Here is a 26,030-nt window from a genome sequence, read left to right as displayed (position 1 = left end):
AAAATAATAGAGCCATAATCAAATATCTTCTAATCCAGTAATCTATATTTCTAGATTTTAAATAAAAAGATAATGTATTATACAAGAAAAACGTCTAAATAAAATTATTTAGACGTTTTTTTTGTATAAATAGGCAACTGCTTATACTAATATTAGTTGATTCTTGGCTATAATAAATTTAAGTTGTTATCCAAAACAATGTTCAAAGAGCCAGAGGTAGTAATTTTATTATACCTTAAAAAATTATTCTTAATTGTAATATTTTGTGCGTTATAAAAATATAACTCTTTTGAGGAATCAAACTTACACCCTTCAAAGACAATGCTACCTTCTCCATTTTTATTAAAAGTAAAAAAGTTAACTGGCCTATGATTTACTTTTATATACTCATTAGATACAATAACATTATCGGCTATGCCACCAAATGATTGGTACCCATAACTAATTTTTCTATCAGTTTGAAAATCATTAAAACTAAGCTTACTATTTACTAAATTTCTTAAATAAACGCCTTGATCAAAATCCTTTACAGTATTCTTATATACTTCTATATTCTCACCTCCTGGCGAAATTCCAGTATCATACCCACTAATAGAGTTTCCACTAATATTAATATTTCTAACTTGATGCTCATTATTTCTAATAATAGCATTAAACCCAATCGCAACAGATGTCTTAACTCCTCCTTCGTTCTGTTTGAACGTATTATTTCTAATAGTCGTATTCCAAAACAACGTACCACCTACTGTATTATCAAAAAAATTATCTTCAATCAACACGTCATTGGCAGTATAAACTACTAAATCTCCTGCATAATTCCCTGTAAAGGTATTTCCTTTAATTGTAATGTGTTGTATTTTTTGATAATCAACATAAACACCATTTTCCAACTCTCTGTGAGCCTCTAAATCCATTCCAAATTGGGGAGCTACACCTGCTGAAGTATATTTAGAAATCTTACCACTACTATCTAAAATATTGTCTCCTCCACCAGCATTTGTAATATCGCAATTTTCAATAGTTACATATTCAGCATCTCCTAAAGTAACATTATTTCTTCTTGCATTATTTACAACGCAATTTCTCATTATTATATTTTCACAATATATCGCAGGATTATATAATCTATTCGTTCCTGAAGCAAAAACGATACCATCACCAGTTGAATTTTGCATGTTAACATTTTCAATTAAAACATTATTTCCTCCTGCAATAGTAAGCAGCATAGGCCATTCATGGCTATCTCTAGAAATCCCAAATTCATCATCAATTGGTGAATAATCGTGTTCATACCTGTCTCCAATTAAATTACCACCAGAAATAACAACATTCTCTGAAGCATATAGATTTAACAAACTTCCACGAGGCCATTTATTTGGCTGCACTCGTAAAAAAGTATCAGAGGACATACTCAAACTAAAATTTGAAGGTAATTGTATACCATATTTTAAAACATCTGTACCTAGACTATAATTACAACCTACAGCTACATAACAATCTAAACTTCCAATGTTCATAGAATTAATTCCATAAGAATCACAAAGCTCAATAACATTATTAATTATTTCTTTATTCTTCAAAGCCACTTCATCTGAAACAACACCTTCAACAATACCCCATCTTGAAGGATCGAAAGTAAAAGAAACATCTCTTAATGCTGGCTTAGTACCACCAACGGTAAGTGTACTACCTAATAAGTCACCATCTATAGAAGAACCTTCAGAGAAATTAAGTGTACCGTTTATAATATCACCGCCTTCATCTAATAAAGTGACGTTTTCCGGTAAATCTAATGCTTCTCCTTGTAAATCTAGAATACAATTAATAACTACCGTAGAATTAGGATCAAGATTTTCTAAACTAAAATCACATGGACTATTAACATCAGTAACGGCAACATCGGCATCTTCATTACTTCCATCCTCTACTACAGCAACAGGTTCTTCATACAACTCTTCGTTGTTGCACGACCATGTGCTTAGTACACTCATTCCGATTAATGTAATTAACATTAAGTTCTTTAATTTCTTCATAATTTAATTTTCAAAATATTCAACAGGACAATATTACTCGAATAATCGTTTAAAAACATATTTTTTCGACGAAATGCAGTTTTATGTCGGTAAATACTCGATAAAACGCAAATTACTACGATAAAATACAATCTTGTTGCTTTCTTTCAGTTATACTTTTAATTAATTACGAGGCTAAGAGAGATTTGGACTTTCTAAATTTACAAGTTGCGAAAATAACCATGTTATACTTAAAAATTATGAATTGTTAATAACTTTTCACAACTAAATTTGCTTACTTGTAGGAAATTAATTACCTAAAAATCAATAAGTTAGCATTTTTACGTACAACTTGAGCATTTTACTATCCACAGACTTGTTCACAATAATTAATTCCATAAAAAAAGTCCTTATTATTATAAAAACCAATACCGTAATATTAAGCCAACATTAAGTTTTATATATTTGTCGATATTTAAAACGCCCTATCGATAAAATGAAAAAGAAAATAATTAGAATTTCCACGGTCCCAATGTCTCTTAGCGGCCTTCTTACCGGGCAATTAAATTACATGTCAAACTACTTCGAAGTCGTTGGTGTTTCATCTAAAGACGGAGATAAATTAGAAAATGTTACCAAACAAGAAAAAATAAAAACCATTCCAGTAGAAATAAAGAGGCAAATTTCCCCTATCAATGATTTAATTACTGTTTGGCAGTTATACAAAGTCCTAAAAAAGGAAAAGCCTTTTATCGTACACTCAATAACACCTAAAGCAGGATTACTTGGCATGATTGCTTCTAAACTAGCTGGAGTCCCTCATAGATTGCACACATTCACAGGATTAATTTTCCCAACTAAGACGGGTTTTGTTAAACAATTATTAATAAATACAGACAAAATCCTATGCTATTGTGCAACAAAAATTTACCCAGAAGGTCAAGGCATTAAAAACGATTTAATTAACTACAAAATCACCTCTAAGCCTTTAAAGGTCATTGGTAACGGTAATGTTAACGGAATAAATATCGACCACTTCAATCCTAATAATTATGGGACTGAATTTAGTTCTAACTTAAAAAAAGAATTTGAAATTTCTGAAAATGATTACGTTTTTGTTTTTATTGGTAGACTAGTAAAAGATAAAGGAATAAACGAATTAATAAGTGCTTTTAATGAATTAAATTCAAAATTAGAAAATGCTAAACTTCTTTTAGTTGGTGATTATGAGCATCATTTAGATCCGTTAAAGGAAGACACTTTAGAAGTAATTAAAAACAACAAGAATATCATTTCTACGGGATGGGTTGATGATGTAAGACCATATTTTACAATATCTGATGTTTTAGTCTTTCCAAGTTACAGAGAAGGATTCCCAAACGTAGTTATGCAAGCTGGAGCTATGGGATTAGCAAGTATTGTAACTGATATAAATGGAGCTAACGAAATAATCATACCTAATAAAAATGGAGTTATAATACCTCCTATGAATAAAGATAAGCTAAAAGAAATGATGCTCAAATTTTATAATGATGAAATAATTATAGACTCTAAAACATGCAGAGATTTAATTGTTAATAGATATGAGCAAAGCATATTATGGAACGCTCAATTAAATGAATATCAGTCCTTAAAATAACACCTATGCTTTCGAGACTGAAACACCTTAAAGTATATATAAAGGATGCTAATAAAAAACCTTTGCCACAAGTAATTAAAGAATCTATTTTATACGGCATAGAAAAACAAATGCTTCCCACAGATTACTTTAGGAAATATCTTTACCGAAAAGGCATTGTAAATTATAAAAACTATTTAAGCTTAAAGGAATTTTACCAGATTGTTGGGTCTCAAAAAATGGTGTTTCCAGAAATTACAGCAATTTTAGCAAACAAATTAAGCTTTTATAACCATTGTATTAATTTAAACATTCCAACACCTAAGCTATTAAGTTATAATTTTAATAGTCGATGGTTCTACAATAATAAATATCAAATAATAAATAGTGAAAAATCTGTTCTACATTTTTTTGATTCTGTTTTTAAAGATTCGAATAATGACTATCTGTTTTTAAAACCGACATTGGGACAAGGTGGGCAAGGTTGTTTTTTACTTAAAAAAGAAAATTTAGAATCGCAAATTGATAACATATACCCTGATTTAATTTCTAATAGCTACGTACACCAAGATTATATTAAACAGCACGAAAGTATTAACAGTATATTCAGCAATTCAGTAAATACTATTAGAATAGACACCTATATAGATGCCAATAATGAAGCACACGTGCTCTCTGCGCTTATGCGCTTTGGTATAGGGAACACTTTTACAGATAATACACATACCGGAGGATTTTACATATCTTTAAATTTAGAAACCGGAAAATTACAAGGCGTTGGCCGACAAGATGTTGTAGAAGGAGGAAAAGAAGTTACACATCATCCCGATAGCCAAGTGGCTTTAGATGGTTTTCAAATTCCATTTTACAAAGAAGCCTTTGAACTGGCACTACAGGCCGTAAATGCTATGCCAAACCGTATTGTGGGTTGGGATGTAGCCATTACAAACCAAGGCCCATTACTGATTGAAGGTAATGAAGTACCGTCTTTACATGTTACCGATGTAGCTTGTGGCGGTTACTTAAACAACAAACACATAAAAGAAGCACTTATAGAGCTTAAAAAATGACTTTACAAAAACAGCCTATATTAGATACCCTGCGCAGTAAAAGCTTTTGGTGGCTAGACACTTTAAAAGGTAGCCCCATTAAAAAACACCTGCTTGATATAAGCGATAGTTTCCACAATTTTGAATCCACAAAAAATAAGCGTGAACAAAACCTAATAAAGCTTTTAAAACACAGTATAGAGACGACGCCTTTTTATAGAAACCTTAATCTTACCGAAACGGACTTTGAACATTTTCCTGTGATAAACAAAAACAAAATCACAGAAAATCAAGATCTATTTAAGTCAAGTATCTTTATTGATAAGAAAAACGTAACACGTTCTACTAGTGGCTCTACAGGCACACCATTTAAAGTGATTCATAATAAAAATAAAATCTATAGAAATAGCGCTGATACCATTTATTTCTCAGAATTAGCAGGTTTTAAAATTGGCTATCAATTATGGTATTTGAGGTATTGGGGATTGAATTTTAAAAATTCGAATTTTAAAAACTGGGCACAGAACTTAAAACCAATTGAAGTTATAGACCTCAATGCAGAACGTATTGAAAGCCTTATTTCACAGATTAAGAATACAACGAATCCAAAAGGCTGGCTAGGCTTCCCTTCTGCTTTCGAACAGGTTTGTAAGTTTCTTGATCGTGAAAACCGAGACCCAGTTCATGCTAATTTTCAATCTATTATTGGTATGGCGGAAGGTATTAACGACTACACCAAACAGCGCATGCAATATTATTTTAATTGCCCTATGGTGTCGCGCTATTCCAATATGGAAAATGGCATTTTAGCGCAACAAGCTCCAAACCAAAATGTATTTAATATAAATTGGGCCTCTTATCACATCGAAATATTAAATATGCATAACGATAACCAAGCACCAAAAGGAGATCTCGGTCGCATAGTGATAACCGATTTATTTAGTTATGCCATGCCGCTGATTCGTTATGATACTGGCGATATAGGCGCCATGGATTACACCGTAAATCCTCCAACTTTAAAAAAGATTGAAGGCCGAAAAACTGACACTATTTATAATACCAAAGGCGTTATTGTATCGTCTTTTATCATGATTAACAGTGTACGTTTTACCGGTATTAAACAAATTCAACTCATTCAAGAACATAAAACAGTATACACTATTAAACTAAATTGCTCCAAAGTTTTTAAGTTTGAAAATGAACTTATAGAAAAATTTAGAAGTTTCCTCGGTGATGATGCTTTGATAAATATTATAATGGTTGATGAAATACCTCTGTTGTCTTCAGGAAAGCGAAAAATGACATTGAACAAGATGAATACTCAAAGAAAATAACGATATTTGGGGCTAATTTTCATTATCAACAACATTTTAAAATCATGTTAAAATACTCTCTTTTAAAATCTTTTTTTGATTTTTTCATTGCATTAATAATGGTTACAATGTTATTTCCCATTATTTTAATCATCACGATATTCTTGTTTATTGTTAATCAAGGAAAACCCTTCTTCACTCAAGTAAGACCGGGTAAAAATGAAGCGTTATTTAAAATAATAAAATTCAAAACCATGAACGACAAGAAAGATGGTAATGGCAACCTCTTACCAGATCACGAACGATTAACATCAGTAGGGAATTTTATTAGAAAGACATCAATGGATGAGATACCTCAATTATTCAATGTTATTAAAGGAGATATGTCCTTTGTTGGTCCAAGACCTCTTTTACCTAGATATCTGCCTTATTATTCAACGGAAGAAAAAAGAAGGCATAACGTTAAACCCGGCATAACAGGCTACGCACAGGTAAATGGGAGAAGCTTATTAGACTGGGATACTAAATTAAAATATGATGTATTTTACGTAAATAACATTTCATTCAAATTAGACTTAAAAATACTAGTAAAAACAGCTTACAAAGTAGTAGCTTCTAAAGATATTTCTTTGGATCCAACAATTGTACAAGCTCCTTTAGATGAAATACGATCAAAGGATATTTAATTTTATTAAAACAAATAATAAACTTAGTAACAAGAAACTAAAACATAAACTTGTATTTATATGTATCCTTAAGAAAATACAATACTTCTTAATCCAATTGGAGTTTTTTAAAAAAAATTCAACTCTGTTAACTTTAACTTGATTTCATGTACTTTCTTTTTAAAAGATTATTAGATTTTATAATTGCTTTTACAGCCTTACTACTACTCTTTCCTGTTTTTTTAGTGGTATTTATGTGTTTACTTATCGCCAATGAAGGAAAAGCTTTTTTCTACCAACAGCGCCCAGGTAAAAATGAAAAGGTTTTTAAAATTATCAAGTTCAAAACCATGAATGATAAAAAGAACGCAAATGGCGAGTTTTTACCTTTTGATAAACGTGTGACTAAAATAGGATCGTTTATCAGGAAATATTCTTTAGATGAAATTCCTCAGCTCATTAATGTGCTTAAAGGTGATATGAGTTTAGTTGGTCCACGTCCGCTTTTAACAGATTATTTACCGTTATACAACGCGGAACAAAAAAAACGACACAATGTAAAACCAGGCATTACAGGTTGGGCTCAAGTAAAAGGTCGTAACTCCATTTCTTGGAATCAAAAGTTTAAATACGATGTTTGGTATGTTGAAAATATGTCGTTATTATTAGACATACAAATATTACTTTTAACTGCTAAACGTCTAGTTGTACCTCAAGGAATAAATAGTAGCGATGGTTTAAACATGACCACCTTTACAGGCGGTGCCGATGAATAATTGAGTATGTAAACCGTTTTAAGCATGAGGTTAAAATTATCCTTTATTTTATACCACCAAGTATATTATTTCGTGTATTTTAGTCTGATAGAATTTTGAAGCTCCAAACCTAAGCCTACTAGTAAATGCAATTAAAACCTACAGAAAAACCCAATATAGTTATTATAGGTGCCTCTGGGCATGCTAGCGTTATTATTGATATCATTGAAAGACAAAACGAATACACAATTTTTGGCTTAATAGACTCCTTTAAACCTATTGGATCTCAACTATTTAATTACAAAGTTTTAGGTACTGAAGCCTGTTTACCCGATTTAATAAAAACAAACCAAATTATAGGCGGTATTATTGCTATTGGTGATAATTTTGATCGCTATCAAATGCATTCAAAAATACAAGCATTGCAACTTAATTTTAAATACATTTCAGCAATACACCCTAATGCCATTATTGGGAAAAGTGTGATTATTGGTGAAGGCGCTTCTATAATGCCCGGCGCTATAGCCAATGCCAATGCCACCATTAATGCGTTTTGTATTATAAACACCTCGGCTTCTTTAGGTCATGATTGTATTATGGAATCTTTTTCGAGTTTAGCTCCTGGTGTTAATGTGGCTGGACATGTAACCATACAAACTTGTAGCTCTATTGGTATTGGGTCGTGTGTAATTGGAGGTGTAAATATTGGTGCACACACACACATTGGCGCAGGATCTACCGTTATTAAAGATATTAGCAGTTTGAAAATTGCTTATGGAAACCCCGCTATAGAAATAAGAGATAGACAGAAAAACGAAAGTTATTTAAATAAAAAAGAAGACCTCTCTTCTTAAAACTATCAATTTATTAATCTGATTTTGAAATTTCGCCTTTTAGGCTTGTCTATAAATAGGGAAATAGGTGTTACTAGATATTTTTGATTTTGGTGTCCCCTTTTCTTTTGGACCATTCACTATGGTATCTAACGCTTTATAAATTTTAGTATTCACAACCTTCCTACCAGTATAAAACAAGACATCACTATCATTAGGAAAAAATGTTTTTTTGTATTGATACAGGTTATCATCATCTTTTCTTCCACCTCCTAAAACATAGTACTCATGCCCTATTTTACGCGCCCAATTGATAACTTCTATCTTCAAAAAATCATTTGGTCTACAATTAAAATACTCTGCCAATGTTCCTCCTAGATAAGAATATAATGTAGTTCTCAATATAAGAATAAGTTCTACAGAAATAACCACATCATCCTTATACACAAAGGCTAATGCGAAATTATCTTTATTTCGTTTTACAATATTTTGAAAATAAGCTAAAGAATAAAAATACTCTTCTGCGGCACCAATACGCTTCATAGTCTCAATATAAACACTATAAAAACGTTTAACAGCATCTGTATTTTTACTGTCCTGAATAATTTCGAAACGCAAATTATTAGAGACTGCTTTTCTATAATTATTTCTAACTTTAGGTTTAAAAGCTGCCCATTGTGCTTTTTCGTCAGGCATAATATAGCCTTTAACATTAGTTAATGTTGGTACTAATTTACCTGAATAAAATTGATAATTATTATTTAGACTGAAACGAACAAATTCGCAAACCACGTTATGTTCCTGATACCAAAGATCTACTTGATTCCAAAAATCTAACAAATAAGCACGCGAGGTGTCTCTATTATATAAAGGCCCACTATACCCATAAGGTGAAATAACATCGAAATAAGTTTCTCCTTCAACTTTATAATCAATTTCACGGAATATAAAAGGCATTAAAATTAAAATGTTTCCATTTTCTTCAAGCGTAAAATAGCCAAGATGACTTTCTTTTAGATCGTGTATGTTTCCTGTTATAATTTTATAAAAAGGATATATTTCTTTAAATAAATTAACCTTCGTTAAATATTCGCTTAAGTCTTCCTCACTTTGTATTTTGCTATAAACTAAGTTCATTAAAATTATTCAATTTTTTTAAAATTTCTGGAATTTGTCTTAAGCTATTAATAACAAATAAGGGTTTTAATTTTTCTTCTAAATCGAATGTTTGTTTATGTATGTTCTCGCCATTATCTGTTAAACAGACACTTACCCATTTTAAGGCGTTGGGGGCAATAAAATCTTTTTTAGTATTATCGCCAATATAAATGTAGGTATAATTTTTGCCGTATTTATCTAAATAAAAGTTAAAATTTTTAACATTTGGCTTCTCCGATCCAAACTCCTCAGAAATTATTATTTCGTCAAAATATTCGGTTAAACCTAACGCTTTTAATTTATTTCTTTGTTGTACGCTTCTACCATCTGTAATTAAACCAATTTTATAAACATTTGCTTTTAAATAAGCCAAAACATCTTGGTTAGATTCAGATAAAGTAATATTAGGCTCGTGATTTCTATAGATATTTAACAGTGTAGAAATAGTAATATCTTGAGATTGTACAAAATCTAGAACACTTTGAAAAGGATTATCACCACTATAATAGGATGTAATCATTTTTTCGTAAACTATATCTTCTGCAAAACCACTATTTTGAGAGATATAACTTGATATTTCCTGATAAGCCGATTTTAAAAAATCGATTTCTTTGTAAAGTGTATCGTCTAAATCAAATACAAATACAATATTATTCTTTGTAGTCATGTACCAAAACCTCTTTATCGTAGCGCAGCATTAATAAATTTTCTTCCCAATCGGCTAAATAATCTATAGCTATATCTTCTTCTTGTAAATATTCTTGTATTAACCATTTCGGGTAATTGGCTCCAACAAAGTACGATAATGGATAGCCACCACCAAAGCGCGCGTTTATCTCTATACCAAAAATTTCATCGGTTTCTTTATGCTTAAAAAACTGAGCTGTTAAACATCCTATAGCACCATCGATAAAACTTAATCGTTCTTTTATATAATCTACCAATGCGCCTTTTTCAGCAACACACTTATTAACTTCACCGTCTCTTACTTCAATACGTTTTCTTGGAACAATACACTTTAAGCTATGGTTTTTGTCGTAGTACAAATCGCAAGTATATTCTTCGAATTCATTGTGATCTAAATACTTCAAAAACATTAAATCATCATTTTTAAAATGATATTTTGTTAACTGTTCATGTTTGGTAATAGTATATGTATCTATACTTCTACTTCCATTTTTAGGTTTAATAAAAATAGGCAACTTATAATCGTACTTCGAGTATTCGGTTGCGATTTGCACATTATGATTTTCAAAAAACACATGAATTTCGCGCTTATCTCGACACATTTGTACAAAATCCTCCGACGCCACAATCACTTTAATACCGTGAGATAAAAATTGACTTTTCTTTTTAGCTAATAAGAGTAATTCGGTATCAATAGTAGGAATTACCATCTTAATATCATTATCTAAGCATACCTTAAGCAAGCGATCAAAATACCCAGAATCACTAACTAGTGGTAATTGAAAAGATTGATCTGACACTTGACATGCAGCAGATAATTTAATATTAAAATCGGTGGTCATCACCTTGCCCTTTGGAAATAAAGTGGTTAATTCCTTTTTAAAGGCCTCCACTAAAGAAACTCGCCTTCCTGCTGATGTAATTAATATATTCATAATAAAAATATACCTGTGTATAGTATGTTTGTAATAAATTAAATTTTGCTCATTGAAAAACTAAAATAAGCTTTGCGCCTGCACAATGCACCCTAAGTATATACGAGGAAAAACAAAGTTTAGGTTTTATCATTTAACTATTTTTTAAATTTATCACCCACAATTTACAATGGTTTTAAGTACAGATATAGACCTTAATATTACCATTTTGTTATTTAATCTGTGGTAAATATAGGGCAATAATAAAACCCGCATCAAAATTATTCTTTAAAATACTTTTAACACGGTTAAGACGTTTAAAATGAAATTTTATACTACAATTTAATGGACATTAAAACTTTTAAAGGCCTTAACAACACAGTCGGCAATGAGATTTCGCCCATGATTATTCCAATGCTGATCAAAAATTAACGTTGGTGGTGTTTTTGAATTGTTTAACGATTCACCAAAATCGATATATTTAAAATTATGTGTTTCTAAATAAGTTAAGAAAACCTGAGGCGTTTCACTTGTATCTAAAAGCAAAACGTACTTCGATTTATCGTAACCATATGTTTCAACTAAAGATTCAAAGTTTTTAATATACTTTGCTTGCTTTGCCTCAATTTCCGGAATAGTTTCCTTTTTAACTTCCTTAGCTTCTTTTTTAGTGTTCATAAAAAATGATATCAGCTTTCCAGGAAACTTTTTAGCAGAATCTAAAATACCGATACCTTGCGCATAAACCAAAAGCTTTATTTTTCTAGCATTTTTGTACATCGCAGATTCTAAGCGCATACGGTCGTAAATAACCTCGTATTCCCCACGAAATAAATCGTCCCGAAAGCGAATACCTAAAACCACATAATCTATTTTACTAAACTCTTCTTTATATTGTTGCGTTAAATGAAGTTGATCAGCAAAATCGTAACCAGCATAACCGTATTCATAAACTTCAACATCATTCAACTGGTTTTCAATTTTTTTCCCTATTGAATTGTAATAATCCTGATGAAACCCTTGAATAAAAGAGTCGCCCACTAAAGCAATCTCAGTTTTATCCAAAGTAGGATTAAATTCTCGATAAGAATTATAACCTGAATTATTAATATGGTATTCTGCAAAATTCATTCTTCTATTTCCTGTTACCGAATACCCCTCTTGATTTGGCTCCCATTTTTCAACATTATACTCATCTATATAACGCGCAGGACTATCTTTCCCTAAATGTAATACACGAACAATTAATTCTAATGCAATTAAAATAAGTATGAAATAGAGTCCGGATTTAAATATTAGTTTTGTCATAAGTATTAAAATTGAAAATAAATAAATGAACGATCTATACCACTATCATAAAATAGCATCATCACAAAAACCATGATTGTATATACTAAAAAGCGTACATATTTGTTTTTAAAATTGAAAGGTGCACGCTCATCTTTTCTTATTATAAATTCATAACATAAAAATAGCACAACCAAAATATAGTAATCCATCATTCTATAACCATTTGGATGAAAATATGGTGCTATAGAAAAATCTGTTAATCCTCCAAGAAAACTAAACGCATCGGTTATTGACTCCGATCTAAAAAATATCCAAGAAATCGTTACAATAAAAAACACTCCAAAAATATTCAAAACTTCTTTTAGCGATGGTAAAACAGAGTGCTGAGCGACTATGGTATTTTTGTATTTGGTATTATTTCCTAAAAGTAAAACAGGAATAAAAATTAACGCATGTATTAATCCCCATAAAACAAAGGTCCAATTCGCACCATGCCAAATACCACTGACTAGAAAAATAATAAATACATTTCTTATGGTTTTCACCTTTCCTACTCTCGAACCACCTAAGGGCACATAAATATAAGCTTGAAACCACGAGGATAGAGAAATATGCCAACGTCGCCAAAACTCCGCTATATTTCTTGAGAAATAAGGGAATTTAAAATTAGACATCAGCTCAATACCAAATAATTTAGCTGTACCGATAGCAATATCGGAATACCCACTAAAATCGCCATAAATTTGAAAACCAAAAAATATAGCCCCAATTAATAAGGTAGAACTAGAATAAGATCCGTAATTAGAAAAAATATCGTCTACAATAGGCCCTAAGGCATCTGCAATAACAACTTTTTTAACCAAGCCCCAGAGAATTAACTTTAATCCAGACACCGATTGCGCATAACTAAAGTGTCGTTTATTTGAAATTTGCGATAATAAATTTGAGGCTCTTTCTATTGGGCCAGCTACCAACTGCAGAAAAAAGCTAACGAATGCCGCAAAAGACAAAAAGCTTTTTGTTGGTTTTAATTTTCTGTAGTAAATATCGAAAGAATAAGACATGGTTTGGAAGGTGTAAAACGAAATACCTACCGGAAGTATCACCTTTAATGTCCATGTACTTTTTATAGTGTAGCCGAGCGTAGACGCTAAGTCTACCCAAGAATCAATAAAAAAGTTGTAATATTTAAAGAAACCTAATAAACCAATATTAAAAACAACACTACCCCACAGCCATCTTTTCCTAACAAAATCTTCATCTGAAGCCTCAATTTTTTGCCCAATAATATAATCTACTATGGTGCTTAATAAAATTAATGATAAAAAACGCCAATCCCAGATACCATAGAAAAAATAACTCGCAACAAGCAAAAGTATGTTTTGAGCTTTTAAACTTTTCTTTAAAACAAACCAGTAAAGAAAATAGACAACAATTAGGAATACAAAAAATTCAAATGAATTAAATAACATGGGTTGGGTTTGGTTAGGTCACTCTTATTAATAATAGCTATGATAAATATCTTACATAAAATTTAAATACAAAAAATACTTCTATAAATAACCTATTAACAGCTACAAAGAACATTCAACACACAAAAAAACCCTTCCTATTTTAAAATAGAAAGGGTTAACATTTACATTTATAATGTGTTACCTACATATCACTGAAAATAGAATGCATTAGTCGCTTTTTATCATTAATACTTTCTTCTAATGATATCATTGTTTCAGTTCTATAAACTCCTTCAATATCATCTAGCATAAAAATAACCTCTTTGGCGTGCTCTGTACTTCTTGCTCTAATTTTACAGAAAATATTAAATTTCCCCGTAGTAATATGAGCTACAGTAACATAAGCAATCTCGTTTATACGCTCTAACACAAATTTAGTTTGTGAGGTGTTGTTTAAATAAACGCCAACATAAGCAATAAAAGAATATCCTAATTTTTTATAATCTAATGTTAATGATGAACCACGAATAATTCCTGCTTCCTCCATTTTCTTAACACGTACGTGAACAGTACCTGCAGATATTAATAATTTTTTTGCAATGTCTGTAAACGGAATTCTTGTGTTATCAATTAACATATCAAGAATTTGATGATCTATCTCGTCTAACTTTATTTTCCCCATAATTAACTATTCTTAAATAAAAAGCGAAAATAATACATTTTTGTTAATAATTACACACATTAACTGCGCTTTATTTCATTAATAATGATTTTTTTTGGTTATTAATTATTACGAAAACGTTTTCGCTACCTACTTGCAACTCAATTCCATCTTCATCGAGCACTTGTAAACCATTAGCATCAAATTCTTTATGACCAAAAAAGCCTTTTAAATTTTCAATTTTATCCACTTTTGGTAAAAATTCAATTCGATTATCAACTAATTTCTCTTGATATAAGATACCAATATCTGTATTTTTTTCTTCGGAAGCGTCTTTAGCTTTTACATTTCTTATAATAATATCATAAAAGCACTTGCCGTTCTCCGGAATATTAAAATAAGCCTCGTGCTTATCGCCAGTAACATCGTTTTTAGCGATATAATCTAAGGAAGCTATGTAAGAAGTGTAAATCAGCTCACGAGTCACTTCACGACCATAATCACCGTTATAATGCCCAGCTTCAAACAAAATAGTTGGTACGTTTTCACATTGAAACGTATCACCAACGCAGTTTAAGTTAAAAGCATCATCGTACACGCCTACTCCATTTGGTATTATAGCTTGTAAAGCCTTATCCATTACAGCAATAACCTCCATAGCACGTTTTCTATTAAGTGTTACCGTGCAAGCCTGATCTTGTGCAGGCGCTAAAAACGATACACTTGCCAGTTTATTAGTGTTTCCGGCACTAAAAATAGTACGCTGCCCGTGCAAATTATAGCAAAAATGTGGTTTAAACTTAGTAAACACATCTCGCAATACTTTACTTTCTGGTTGTGTAAGATTTTGTGCATCTCTATTTAAATCGACTTGATTGGCATTTATACGTGTATAGGCGTTAGCACCGTCGGGATTTAAAATCGGTATTATATATAAGGTACAGTGTTCTAAAATGTGGTTTAAGTTAGAATCCTTATCCAATAAACTATTTAATAAATCGAAAATAGCCTTGGTGGTTGTCGATTCGTTTCCGTGCATTTGCGACCACATTAAGATGCGTTTTTCACCATTACCAATTTTTAGTCCATAAATCGATTCATCCAAAACAGAGGTTCCAATCACTTCAATAGCGATCTCTTTTTCTAGGTTTTCTAAAAGTGGTTTAATATGATTGTTGGTGATATAGCGATGTGATAAACGCGATTCTTTGTGTTTTAAAAACAAGGATTTTATAACTTCTAATTTCATGTGTTTTATTTATGATACAAATGTAAACAATTACTAATTTACAATTGTAAACACCAAAAATCAATATGTTTGTTTACATAAGTATACAATTCCTCATCTAGATTATTGACAAAAAACAACCTACTCGTTAAAACAAACACAAAACACTATTTTTCAGTTAATTAAATACATCTTATTAAAGTTAAACTTATACATAATATATAGTTTTAACACATTTAATGTTACCAATTAACATATAATTATTACATTTGTAACACCAAGTATAAGAAACCCGAATTTACAATGATAAACAGCGAAGCTTTCATTAAAAGACTCCAAAAAGTGATGGAATATTACGGAGAATCCGCCTCTTCTTTCGCTGAAAAAATTAGTGTGCAACGCTCTAGTATTTCACATATATTATCTGGCAGAAATAAGCCAAGTTTAGAATTTGTTCTAAAAACCCTTACCGCTTTCCCGGAGGTAGAATTGTATTGGTTAATGAATGGCAAAGGTGAATTTCCTGCTCAACAAAAAACAACACAAGAAATCAGCTCACCAACTCCACCTCAAAATATCACCACTCCAAATCCTCCAAAAACCGAAAGCATTCAAAATAGTTTAAATCTTGAAGTCAATAATAACAAATCAATTGAGCGTATTGTTATTTTTTATTCTGACGGAAGCTTTAAAAACTATCAGAATTAAAGTAATTTTGCATTTTAAGATATACCTATGAGATTTCTATACCTTTTACCTGTGCTTTTTCTTTTTAATTGCTATGAATCTGCTCGCGAATGCAAAGATTTTAAAACGGGTGCATTTTACAGCGAAGTCACTATTAATGATGTAATGTATAAATCGAGGTTTAAACGCAGCGAAACACTACAAGTGGAAGTCTACGATAGAAAAACAGATTCGTCGCAATTACGATGGATTAACGACTGCGAAGTGATCTTTAAAACCATAAACCCAAAGAATATGGCTGAACAAAAAGATATTCACTTAAAGATACTTACAACCACCGATTCATCTTACACTTATGAATACTCGTACGTTGGAGAAACTAAAAAACAAAAAGGAATTGCCTACAGAGAAGAATAATCTACGGCAGTGGATATAAAAAAGACTCCACTAAATTAAATTTAAGCTCTTTTTCGTCAGTAACGCGATACGTTATAAAAAGCTCACCCCAAAATTCACCATCAGAGAAATCGGCAATAATCCATTTATGGTTTAGCATTTTCACTTTATTAATCAGCATGCGTCGCCCTTCGCTAGACGCATAAGGAATTAATGGATGCTCACCTTTCACTTCATTTAAAGCATAAAGCTCATCTTTTATAAACGGAATTAATTCTTCAACATCAAATCCATCACGCTCAAAATAACTTAAAGCGTCTTCATTGCGTTCTAAATTGAAATAAGACAAATTTGAAATTTCAGTATTCAATACCAAAACGGAATCTTTATACTTTTCAACTTGCACTTTTTGCTTGCCAAGTTTATTATTCATATCCTCAAAAACACGCTTTGCGTTAACGTATTGAAACAACACAAGCAACATAGCAAACACAAACAAATACATGAAAATCTTTTTCGTCATGGGGTAATTTTATAAATTTAATTCTAATTCATCATAAGCCAGAAACACATTTTCAGGAAGCGTTTTTTCAACGTCTTCATGAAAACCTAATAAATGACTAATATGTGTTAAATATGCTTTTTCAGGATTTACTTTTTTTATAAAAGCCAACGCTTCCTCTAAGTTAAAATGCGAGTGATGTGGCTCGATACGTAGCGTATTCACCACTAAAATCTTTACATTTTTAATTTTTTCAATTTCCACATCTTCAACACGCTTCATATCGGTGAGATAAGCAAAATCTTTAAACCTAAAACCAAAAACCTGCAAACCGCCATGCGTTCCATTTACCGGCATAACCTCCAAACCACCAAGATTAAAAGGTTTGTTTTCAATTTCGTTTACCGTAACAGCAGCTGCGCCTGGATATCTATCTTCTGTTTTAAACACATAATCGAAACGCTGTTTTAAAGAATCTAAAACGCGCTTGTGAGCATAAATAGGAATATCGCCTTGCCTAAAATAAAAAGGTCGAATATCATCAAACCCCATAACATGATCAGAATGCTCGTGCGTAAAAACAATAGCATCAATTTTTTCACAACCCGATCGCAGCATTTGATATCTAAAATCCGGTCCACAATCTACAACACAAGTAAACCCATCCCATTCTACTAAAACCGAAACACGTAAACGCTTGTCTTTTTTATTACTACTTAAACAAACCGGGTGCTTACTCCCTATTATTGGAATACCTTGCGATGTGCCTGTGCCGAGAAAAGTGATTTTCAAAAGTGTGAATTTTGAAACAAAAATAAACTTATTTTTTTGTTTAGCATACTTATTTAATACCTTTGTCTGTACGGACCTAACCTATAAAATATATGGATATTACCATTAAAGGCGATAAAGAGTTTAATGATATTCCCTCGTTAAAATCTAAAGCTCTTCGGATTAACTTAAACGAAAACATCTACGGAACATTTGCCGAAATTGGCGCCGGACAAGAAACTTGCCGTCATTTTTTTAGAGCTGGTGGTGCCTCAGGTACTATTGCTAAAGCAATGTCTGCTTACGATAAGGATTTTAGTGATGCCATTTATGGCGTTGAAGATGACGGGCGTTATGTTACTGAAGCGCGTTTACGCAAAATGCTTACCCACGAGATGGACCTCATGGAAAACCGTTTAACACGTGAAAAAAATCCGAATAAAATATTTTTCACCTATGCAAACACTGTAGCAACCATTGATTTTGCGAAGCAATTTAAAGGTCACGGTTGGGTTGGTATTAAATATCAAGTAGAATCGACTGGCGAATACAACGAAATAATTTTACACCTCCGCTTCAAAGAAACCGATGCACGTTTACAACAAGAAACACTTGGTGTTCTAGGAACCAATTTAATTTACGGTGCGTTTTATAAATACAACGAGCCTAAAAAATTGTTACGCTATTTATACGACCACCTTGATAAAGACCAAATAGAAATAGATACCATAAACTTTTCGGGACCTGTATTTAAAAATATAGACAACCGCTTAATGAGTTTACAACTTGTAAAGAACGGCATGACCGATGCGGTAATGTTTGGGCCAGATGGCACCAATGTACTTCCTGCTCGTGTATTCTACAAGAAAAACATTTTAGCGCTACGCGGAAGTTTTAGACCAGTAACTAAAGTGAACATGGCTATGTATGAGAAATCATACGAGATGTTCATTAAAGAAAACAAGGTAGATGAAGATAAAACAGTTGTAGTTTTCGAAATCACCTTATCTAATTTAAGAGCCGAAGGTGAAATTGACGAGCAAGATTTTATAGATCGTGCAGATCTGCTATGTTCTCTTGGACAATCGGTTATGATATCTAACTTTCAAGAATACTTTAAGGTTGTAGAATACTTCTCTAACTATACCAAAGCTAGAATGGGCCTTGCTATGGGCGTTAGTAATTTGGTTGATATTTTCGATGAGAAATATTATAGACATATTAGTGGTGGTATTTTAGAAGCCTTTGGGAAATTATTCTTTAAAGACTTAAAAGTTTACTTATACCCAATGAAAGACCCCGCAACCGGAGAACTTATTACAAGTGAAAACTTAAAAGTTTACCCAAGAATGAAGGAACTTTACAAATTCTTTAAATACAACGGAAAAGTTATTGATATTGAAGATTACGATGAATCCATAATGAATATTTTCTCTAGAGAAATCTTAAATAAAATAGCAAACGGAGAATCAGGATGGGAATCTATGGTTCCAGAAGGCACCGAAGATTTAATTAAAGAATACCGTTTATTTGGCTACACTAGACGCCCCTTAACGCTAAGCAGAAAAAGAAAGTAACACTTTATATAAAATGGAAAAACGGCTATATTTCAACAATATAGCCGTTTTTTTTATTATTAAAATTTTCGTTTACTCTAAAATCTGAGCTGCATGATCTTTAGTTTTTACCTTTTCAATTACGCGCTCTACAACACCATTTTCATCAATTAAAAAAGTCATTCTATGTATCCCGTCATAAACCTTTCCCATAAATTTTTTCGGCCCCCAAACTCCAAACGCGTTAATTACCGTTTTATCCTCATCAGCCAATAACGGAAATGGAAATTCATGTTTATTTTTAAAATTAGACTGACGCTTAACAGAATCTGCACTTACACCCAATAAAGCGTAACCTTTTTCTTTTAAAACCTCATAATTATCTCTCAAATTACAAGCTTCTACTGTACAACCTGGCGTACTTGCCTTTGGATAAAAGAACACAACTAACTTCTGCCCTTTGTAATCACTTAACGAAATGGTATTTCCTTGTTCATCTAATGCCGAAAAATTAGGAACGGCATCACCTTGTTTTAGTGTCTTCATAGTATTAACTTTGGTTTCTAAAACAAAAGTACAATTTATGACTAAACAAGAAAAGGTAAACTTTGTTATTAATACGCTTTATAAACTTTACCCAGAAATACCAATTCCTTTAGATCATAAAGATCCATACACACTACTTATTGCCGTATTAATGTCTGCACAAAGTACCGATGTACGTGTCAATAAAATTACACCTTTATTATTTGAGCAAGCCGACAACCCTTATGATATGGTTAAACTTACCGTAGAAGATATCCGCGAGATTATAAAACCCGTTGGCCTATCACCTATGAAAAGCAAAGGCATTCACGGTTTATCTCAAATATTAATCGACAAATACAATGGCGAAGTCCCAAAAACCTACGAAGCTTTAGAAGAACTACCAGCCGTAGGCCACAAAACAGCAGCTGTAGTGTTATCTCAAGCTTTTGGAATCCCCGCATTCCCTGTAGACACCCACATTCACAGATTAATGTATCGCTGGAATTTAACCAACGGAAAAAACGTAGTACAAACCGAAAAAGACGCCAAACGTCTATTTCCAGAAGAACTTTGGAACGACCTCCATTTACAAATTATTTGGTACGGACGCCAATATTCTCCAGCACGAGGTTGGGATTTAGAAAAAGATATTATCACCAAAACCATTGGCAGACAGTCGGTTCTTAACGAATATTATAGCAAAAAGAAAGTCTAATACTACCCATTTAAAGATCTTAACCAAACATTAAGTTTCATTAAACTTATTTAGTATTTTTACAAACCAACACTAAACTAAAGAGCGCCCAACTAAACAAAGTGGCGCGTCAATAATGTTTTGAGCAAAACTCTAAACACAATACAACAAAACCTAAATTAATAAAATAAAACACAAAATATAATGTCTACAGCAAAAAAAGAGTACAAACGAATAACGGTAAAATCATTAATTGACATGAAAGCCAACGGTGAAAAAATATCGATGCTAACCGCTTACGATTATACTATGGCCAAAATTGTTGATGGCGCTGGCGTAGACGTTATTTTAGTAGGCGATTCCGCAAGTAATGTTATGGCAGGTCACGAAACCACGTTACCAATTACTTTAGATCAAATGATTTACCATGCATCTTCTGTAATTCGTGCTGTTTACCGAGCGCTTGTTGTAGTCGACCTACCTTTTGGAAGCTACCAAAGTGATCCAAAAGAAGCGTTACGTTCTGCAATTAGAATCATGAAAGAAAGTGGCGCACATTCAGTAAAACTAGAAGGTGGCCGTGAAATTAAAGAATCTATTAAACGTATTTTAAATGCAGGAATCCCAGTAATGGGTCACCTAGGTTTAACACCGCAATCTATCTATAAATTCGGAACTTATACCGTTAGAGCCAAAGAAGAAAAAGAAGCCGAAGATTTAATTGAAGATGCTAAAATGCTCGAAAAAGTAGGTTGTTTTGCTATTGTATTGGAAAAAATACCAGCAGCGCTTGCAAAAAGAGTTGCCGAAAGCGTTAGCATCCCTATTATAGGTATTGGCGCTGGAAACGATGTAGATGGTCAAGTTTTAGTTTTACATGATATGATTGGTATGACACATGAGTTCCACCCAAGATTTTTACGACGCTATTTAAATCTATATGAAGACATGACGGGCGCATTATCTCAATACGTAGAAGATGTAAAATCTAGAGATTTCCCAAATGAAAGCGAACAATACTAATTGTTTTTTTTATTTAAATTTCATCTAAAACATTAAGCATAAACCCGTGCATTTTATAAATGTCTAGCAAAATACTATCAAATAAAGACAACCTTCAGGTCATTTTTGAAGATAATCACATTATTATCGTCAATAAACGCGCCGGAGATATTGTACAAGGCGATAAAACTGGCGACAAACCGCTAAGCGAAGTTGTCAAAGAATATATTGCTCAAAAATATAACAAACCAGGCAACGTCTATTTAGGCGTTGTCCATAGGTTAGATAGACCAACTACAGGAATTATTGTGTTTTCTAAAACCAGTAAAGCCCTACCGCGGTTAAACAAGCTTTTTGCCGACAAGGAAGCTAAAAAAACCTATTGGGCTGTAGTGAAAAATGCGCCACCAAAAAACGCAGACACGCTTACACATTGGCTAAAAAAGAACCCTAAAAACAACAAATCTTACGCGCATAATAAAGAAGTAAACGAGAGTAAAAAAGCCATTCTTCATTACAAAACACTAAAGAAACTAGACCGTTATATTCTATTAGAAATCAATTTAGAAACAGGCAGACATCATCAAATACGCTCGCAATTATCAACCATTGGCTGCCAAATAAAAGGCGACTTAAAATACGGTTTTGACAGAAGTAATAAAGACGCAAGCATCCATTTACATGCGCGACATTTAAGCTTTATTCACCCTGTAAAAAAAGAACCTATTCAAGTTACTGCACCTTTACCTAAAGATCCAGTTTGGGATGCGTGCACCACTTAAAATCAAAATGTTACCATTTTTAAAAACACCTTTTAACTTCAACTAAAAACCTCTCGCCATTTGAAAGCTATTCCTGAAATTATCGTCAAGCAAAAAGAGTATTTTAAATCTGGAAAAACAAAATCTGTTGCGTTTCGAATTTCAATATTAAAAGCTTTAAAAGAAGAATTAGAAGCTAACGAGCAAGCGGTTTTTAACGCCTTAAAATTAGACTTTAAAAAATCGGAATTTGAAACTTACCTAAGCGAATACAGCATGGTGATGTCTCAATTAAATTTGGTGATTAAAAATCTAAAAAAATGGGCAAAACCACAACGCGTATCTAGCAGTCTACTCCTATTTCCGGCAAGCAGCTTTATTTACAAAGAACCTTATGGTGGCGTTTTAATTATTTCACCCTGGAATTACCCGTTTATTTTAGCTTTAGAACCTCTAATTCTAGCCATTGCCGCAGGTAATACTGTAGTTTTAAAACCAAGCGAACTCACCGAAAACACTTCTAAACTCATCTCCAAAATAGTAAAAAATGTATTTCCTGAGGGACTAGTAACTAGCATAGAAGGCGGCGTAGATGTTGCCACGGCCTTACTAAACCAACGTTGGGATTATATTTTCTTTACAGGAAGTGTTTCCGTTGGAAAAATTATAGCTCAGGCTGCCGCAAAACACCTGACACCAGTTACTTTAGAATTAGGTGGAAAATCACCATGTATTATAGATGATACTGTAGATTTAAAACTAACCACCAAACGCGTAGTTTGGGGCAAATTTTTAAATGCTGGACAAACCTGCATTGCACCAGATTATATTTTAGTTAAAAAACAGATAAAAGCAGATTTTACAAAGGCTTTAATTGAAGAAATAAAACAAGCTTACGGTAACGACATTAAAGCTTCGGAAGATTTTCCTAGAATTATAAACCGGAAAAACACCCAGCGTCTGGCAAATATGCTAAACCAAGAAACCATTAGTTTTGGTGGAGAAATAGATGAAACCACGTGCTACATAGCACCTACACTACTAGATAATCCCGATTTGGATAGCCCTGTAATGAAAGAAGAAATTTTCGGACCTATTTTACCGATACTTACTTATGAAACCGAACAAGATATTGAATCTGTAATTTCTCAATATGAAAAACCATTAGCCTTTTATGTATTCTCGAACAATAAAGCCTTTTCCAAAGGATTAATTGAAAGGTTTAGTTTTGGTGGCGGCGTAATAAACGATACACTTATGCATTTCGGAAACGACAAACTCCCCTTTGGAGGCGTTGGTTTTAGCGGCATGGGAAATTACCATGGCAAGTTTGGTTTCGATACGTTTTCGCACCATAAAGCCATTGTAAATCGCAAAAACTGGATAGATCCTCCGGTGCGCTATGCGCCATACCAAGACAAACTTAAATGGCTGAAGTTATTTTTTAAATACTTCACATAAAATTAAAAGAAAATAAAACGAGGACTATTACAGCAAAGGGTAATCTAAAATTAAGCTTACACCATGCTCAGGTTGCGATTCTAAACTAAAAGCAGCGCCAATTAAGTTAGCACGGCTACGCATATTAATTAAGCCAGAACCCTTCTCTGCAGTATCCATATTAAAGCCTACACCATCATCTTTAGCTGTGATTTTTAAATTTTTATCGGTGTATTCTAAAATAACATTTAAGTTCTCGGCTTGAGAATATTTCACGGTATTAGATAAAAACTCCTGAAGAATTCTAAATATAATAATTTCGTGCTTTCTATCTTCAAACTCAATCTTGTCTCCAACAACTTTTAATTCCGCGGAAGCGAACTTTAGTTTATTAAGTCGGTTTAACTCATTAGAAATCGATTTCTCGAAACCAATATTTAAAACCACCTCATTATTTAGAGTTTTAGAAAGCGCTCGCACCTCTGATAAACTCTCACTTATTGCAGCAGTAGTATCTTTAAATTTATCACGCACATCGGCATCGACCTGCATTTTTAAAATACTTAATTGCATACTTGCAAAAGATAACAACTGCCCAACATTATCGTGCAGCTCCCAACCTATATTCTTTAAGGTTTGCTCTTGCGTTTCTGTTTGTGCACGTGCAATTTCCGACTCAAAAGCCTGTTGCTGCTTTATACGATCTTCGAGCAATTTGTTTTTTCGTTTTAAAAACACCACAAAAAACACCACCACCAAAGCCGTGATAATGACCAAAACGGCAACCATATAAATTAATAAATATCTCTCGGAAGCAGTACTTGCTAATCGTTCTCCGGTTTGCACCATATTAAAGCAAAGGTAAAAGTTAAATACATAGTAATGTTGGCAATTAAATAAATTTGCCATCTTAAAAATATAAAATTCCAGTCTAAACGGCTCATATACACATCGTAAAACACTAAAGGTGTAATAATTAGCCACCAAATAAAAATAGCAAAACTAATATAGAAATTTAGCGATTTGTAAAAGGTAAGTATTTTATCGCTCTTCAAAACTTCGATAAAATAGCAAACAGTGCATAAAAAAATAATAAAAGCCCCAAAAACACTAATAGAAGGAAAAAACATGATAAAATATTTGTCCCAGTTTAAAGCAACATAACTAATTGAAAATAAAAGAAAACTAAAACCACTTATTTTAAGTATCCGTTTAAAAATAGTAGTTTTTAAAATTTTATGATAATAAAAAACAAAAAACATAATTGCTCCAATTTTCCAATACAAAGTAGTCCACCAATAGTTTTTAGCAAACATAGTACCTTCCAAAAAGCTAAACAAGCCATCATCTTTAACATAACGAGCATAACTTGATAAGTAATCACAAATAGACAAATAAACTAAAAAGTATATAAAAAACTTAGCAGCTTCAAGTTTATACTTTTTAAAAAGCACTAAACCTGTAACAGCTGCTAAAATCTCTATACCAAATGAAATCGTATTTTTATATGTTAATAAAAATTCGTTCATAGTCTATTTACCTAGGATATCCCGTCTCACCACCTCCTGCTTCATTCAATGGGTCCACTGGGATATCATCATCTGCATCTCCAAAAAATGAAATATTTAAACTACTTGCTTTATCTGTTTTTTTGTGCCCAGTTGGTACAACAAACATGGTGTTTCTGTTTTTCTTACCAGGTTTTCCGTTTTTTCCGTAATTACCCAAGTATACGCGTAAACCCGTCATGGTATAGCCTACACTGTCCGATTCTTTTTCAGCGAAAGCGATATAATCTTCAATGTTTTTTAAGCTCCACATTACAGAACGCATGGGCTTTCTTTTAGAATTATCATCTAACTCTATTGTAGAGTCTATTTCTTTTGGATTGTTTTTCTCCCAATTCGCACTTAATTCTGTCGCTTCTAGAATTGTAATGGTTCCGGTTGGGTTATCAATTTCTGCCACAGCGCCTTCTAATGGCCTTGGACAAAAATAATAAGTTAATGCAGCTCCTATAACAAAGCCTAAAATAATGCACACTAAATTCTTCATA

At 32.4% G+C, this 26,030-nt stretch carries 27 protein-coding genes; 13 read left to right on the top strand and 14 right to left on the bottom strand.

Translation table 11 applies throughout. From position 1 onward, the window contains the following. Window positions 1-167 precede the first annotated feature (167 nt). On the bottom strand, window positions 168-2,033 hold the full coding sequence (locus tag ACJJV4_RS07190) for a NosD domain-containing protein (protein ID WP_405292900.1): 1,866 nt from the start codon (window positions 2,031-2,033) through the stop codon (window positions 168-170). Between the two features lie 550 nt (window positions 2,034-2,583). On the opposite strand from ACJJV4_RS07190, the gene ACJJV4_RS07185 reads away from it, so the two are divergent. The 6 genes from ACJJV4_RS07185 to ACJJV4_RS07160 all read left to right on the top strand — a co-directional run bounded on the left by ACJJV4_RS07185 (window position 2,584) and on the right by ACJJV4_RS07160 (window position 8,266). Next, on the top strand, window positions 2,584-3,651 hold the full coding sequence (locus tag ACJJV4_RS07185; RefSeq protein ID WP_405292898.1) for a glycosyltransferase family 4 protein: 1,068 nt from the start codon (window positions 2,584-2,586) through the stop codon (window positions 3,649-3,651). Window positions 3,652-3,656: 5 nt separating this feature from the next. Continuing rightward, the gene (locus tag ACJJV4_RS07180) at window positions 3,657-4,700 is read left to right on the top strand and encodes a sugar-transfer associated ATP-grasp domain-containing protein (RefSeq protein ID WP_405292896.1); all 1,044 of its coding nucleotides are present in this window, start codon (window positions 3,657-3,659) and stop codon (window positions 4,698-4,700) included. Then, on the top strand, window positions 4,697-6,013 hold the full coding sequence (locus ACJJV4_RS07175; protein ID WP_405292894.1) for a CoF synthetase: 1,317 nt from the start codon (window positions 4,697-4,699) through the stop codon (window positions 6,011-6,013). Before ACJJV4_RS07180 ends, ACJJV4_RS07175 begins: the two co-directional genes overlap by 4 nt. 44 nt (window positions 6,014-6,057) lie before the next feature. Further along, on the top strand, window positions 6,058-6,678 hold the full coding sequence (locus ACJJV4_RS07170; RefSeq protein ID WP_405292892.1) for a sugar transferase: 621 nt from the start codon (window positions 6,058-6,060) through the stop codon (window positions 6,676-6,678). A 146-nt stretch (window positions 6,679-6,824) separates the two neighbouring features. Next, entirely contained in the window at window positions 6,825-7,433 is a 609-nt protein-coding gene (locus tag ACJJV4_RS07165) for a sugar transferase (protein ID WP_405292890.1), read from the top strand. 125 nt (window positions 7,434-7,558) lie between these two features. Beyond that, complete coding sequence (locus tag ACJJV4_RS07160) at window positions 7,559-8,266, top strand: acetyltransferase (protein ID WP_405292888.1); 708 nt, start codon at window positions 7,559-7,561, stop codon at window positions 8,264-8,266. A 39-nt stretch (window positions 8,267-8,305) separates the two neighbouring features. Here the strand turns inward: ACJJV4_RS07160 and ACJJV4_RS07155 are convergent, their stop codons facing one another. The 7 genes from ACJJV4_RS07155 to ACJJV4_RS07125 form a co-directional block, all read right to left on the bottom strand. Beyond that, a complete protein-coding gene (locus ACJJV4_RS07155; RefSeq protein WP_405292886.1) occupies window positions 8,306-9,382 on the bottom strand; it encodes a GNAT family N-acetyltransferase in 1,077 nt (358 codons plus the stop codon). Continuing rightward, window positions 9,366-10,070 carry an HAD family hydrolase gene (locus ACJJV4_RS07150; RefSeq protein WP_405292884.1) on the bottom strand — a complete coding sequence of 235 codons (705 nt, stop codon included), beginning with the start codon at window positions 10,068-10,070 and terminating at the stop codon, window positions 9,366-9,368. Before ACJJV4_RS07150 ends, ACJJV4_RS07155 begins: the two co-directional genes overlap by 17 nt. Beyond that, window positions 10,054-11,025 (bottom strand): ATP-grasp domain-containing protein, encoded by a 972-nt coding sequence (locus tag ACJJV4_RS07145; protein ID WP_405292882.1) that lies wholly within the window; start codon window positions 11,023-11,025, stop codon window positions 10,054-10,056. The genes ACJJV4_RS07150 and ACJJV4_RS07145 overlap by 17 nt, the downstream gene beginning before the upstream one ends. A 321-nt stretch (window positions 11,026-11,346) precedes the next feature. Beyond that, window positions 11,347-12,312 carry a hypothetical protein gene (locus ACJJV4_RS07140; protein ID WP_405292880.1) on the bottom strand — a complete coding sequence of 322 codons (966 nt, stop codon included), beginning with the start codon at window positions 12,310-12,312 and terminating at the stop codon, window positions 11,347-11,349. A gap of 5 nt (window positions 12,313-12,317) precedes the next feature. Continuing rightward, window positions 12,318-13,766: an MBOAT family O-acyltransferase gene (locus ACJJV4_RS07135; RefSeq protein ID WP_405292878.1), complete on the bottom strand. Its 1,449-nt coding sequence runs from the start codon at window positions 13,764-13,766 to the stop codon at window positions 12,318-12,320. A 184-nt stretch (window positions 13,767-13,950) separates the two neighbouring features. Continuing rightward, a complete protein-coding gene (locus ACJJV4_RS07130; protein ID WP_042494949.1) occupies window positions 13,951-14,430 on the bottom strand; it encodes an Lrp/AsnC family transcriptional regulator in 480 nt (159 codons plus the stop codon). 70 nt (window positions 14,431-14,500) lie between these two features. Further along, window positions 14,501-15,658: a M14 family zinc carboxypeptidase gene (locus ACJJV4_RS07125; protein WP_405292876.1), complete on the bottom strand. Its 1,158-nt coding sequence runs from the start codon at window positions 15,656-15,658 to the stop codon at window positions 14,501-14,503. 282 nt (window positions 15,659-15,940) lie between these two features. Here ACJJV4_RS07125 and ACJJV4_RS07120 point away from each other — a divergent pair, with 282 nt between their 5' ends. Next, window positions 15,941-16,345: a helix-turn-helix domain-containing protein gene (locus tag ACJJV4_RS07120; protein WP_405292874.1), complete on the top strand. Its 405-nt coding sequence runs from the start codon at window positions 15,941-15,943 to the stop codon at window positions 16,343-16,345. 27 nt (window positions 16,346-16,372) lie between these two features. Next, window positions 16,373-16,741: a DNA topoisomerase IV gene (locus ACJJV4_RS07115; RefSeq protein ID WP_405292872.1), complete on the top strand. Its 369-nt coding sequence runs from the start codon at window positions 16,373-16,375 to the stop codon at window positions 16,739-16,741. 1 nt (window position 16,742) lies between these two features. On the opposite strand, the gene ACJJV4_RS07110 is transcribed toward ACJJV4_RS07115, so the two are convergent. Then, complete coding sequence (locus ACJJV4_RS07110; protein ID WP_405292870.1) at window positions 16,743-17,243, bottom strand: hydrolase; 501 nt, start codon at window positions 17,241-17,243, stop codon at window positions 16,743-16,745. Window positions 17,244-17,252: 9 nt separating this feature from the next. Then, a complete protein-coding gene (locus tag ACJJV4_RS07105) occupies window positions 17,253-18,014 on the bottom strand; it encodes an MBL fold metallo-hydrolase (protein WP_405292868.1) in 762 nt (253 codons plus the stop codon). 92 nt (window positions 18,015-18,106) lie between these two features. Here ACJJV4_RS07105 and ACJJV4_RS07100 point away from each other — a divergent pair, with 92 nt between their 5' ends. Beyond that, on the top strand, window positions 18,107-19,570 hold the full coding sequence (locus ACJJV4_RS07100; protein WP_405292866.1) for a TonB-dependent receptor: 1,464 nt from the start codon (window positions 18,107-18,109) through the stop codon (window positions 19,568-19,570). 72 nt (window positions 19,571-19,642) lie between these two features. Here ACJJV4_RS07100 and bcp read toward each other — a convergent pair whose 3' ends face one another. Further along, window positions 19,643-20,095: a thioredoxin-dependent thiol peroxidase gene (gene bcp / locus ACJJV4_RS07095; protein WP_405292864.1), complete on the bottom strand. Its 453-nt coding sequence runs from the start codon at window positions 20,093-20,095 to the stop codon at window positions 19,643-19,645. Between the two features lie 37 nt (window positions 20,096-20,132). On the opposite strand from bcp, the gene nth reads away from it, so the two are divergent. From nth to ACJJV4_RS07075, 4 genes are all read left to right on the top strand, one after another. Continuing rightward, entirely contained in the window at window positions 20,133-20,792 is a 660-nt protein-coding gene (gene nth, locus ACJJV4_RS07090; protein ID WP_405292862.1) for an endonuclease III domain-containing protein, read from the top strand. Between the two features lie 183 nt (window positions 20,793-20,975). Continuing rightward, window positions 20,976-21,794, top strand: a complete 819-nt coding sequence (gene panB, locus ACJJV4_RS07085; RefSeq protein WP_405292860.1) for a 3-methyl-2-oxobutanoate hydroxymethyltransferase — start codon at window positions 20,976-20,978, stop codon at window positions 21,792-21,794. A 59-nt stretch (window positions 21,795-21,853) separates the two neighbouring features. Beyond that, window positions 21,854-22,555, top strand: coding sequence for an RluA family pseudouridine synthase (locus ACJJV4_RS07080; protein WP_405292858.1), 702 nt, complete (start codon window positions 21,854-21,856; stop codon window positions 22,553-22,555). A 69-nt stretch (window positions 22,556-22,624) separates the two neighbouring features. Then, window positions 22,625-23,995, top strand: coding sequence for an aldehyde dehydrogenase (locus tag ACJJV4_RS07075; protein WP_405293030.1), 1,371 nt, complete (start codon window positions 22,625-22,627; stop codon window positions 23,993-23,995). A gap of 27 nt (window positions 23,996-24,022) precedes the next feature. Here the strand turns inward: ACJJV4_RS07075 and ACJJV4_RS07070 are convergent, their stop codons facing one another. The 3 genes from ACJJV4_RS07070 to ACJJV4_RS07060 are packed head-to-tail and all read right to left on the bottom strand — an operon-like array spanning window position 24,023 to window position 26,029. After that, window positions 24,023-24,823: a sensor histidine kinase gene (locus ACJJV4_RS07070; RefSeq protein ID WP_405292856.1), complete on the bottom strand. Its 801-nt coding sequence runs from the start codon at window positions 24,821-24,823 to the stop codon at window positions 24,023-24,025. Then, window positions 24,799-25,503, bottom strand: coding sequence for a hypothetical protein (locus tag ACJJV4_RS07065; RefSeq protein WP_405292854.1), 705 nt, complete (start codon window positions 25,501-25,503; stop codon window positions 24,799-24,801). The genes ACJJV4_RS07070 and ACJJV4_RS07065 overlap by 25 nt, the downstream gene beginning before the upstream one ends. A gap of 7 nt (window positions 25,504-25,510) precedes the next feature. After that, the gene (locus tag ACJJV4_RS07060; RefSeq protein WP_405292852.1) at window positions 25,511-26,029 is read right to left on the bottom strand and encodes a hypothetical protein; all 519 of its coding nucleotides are present in this window, start codon (window positions 26,027-26,029) and stop codon (window positions 25,511-25,513) included. Window position 26,030: the final 1 nt, after the last annotated feature.

The sequence above is a fragment of the Algibacter sp. Ld11 genome, from assembly GCF_045066735.1.
Lineage (GTDB): Bacteria > Bacteroidota > Bacteroidia > Flavobacteriales > Flavobacteriaceae > Algibacter.
This window is presented reverse-complemented; position numbering and strand designations above follow the sequence as displayed.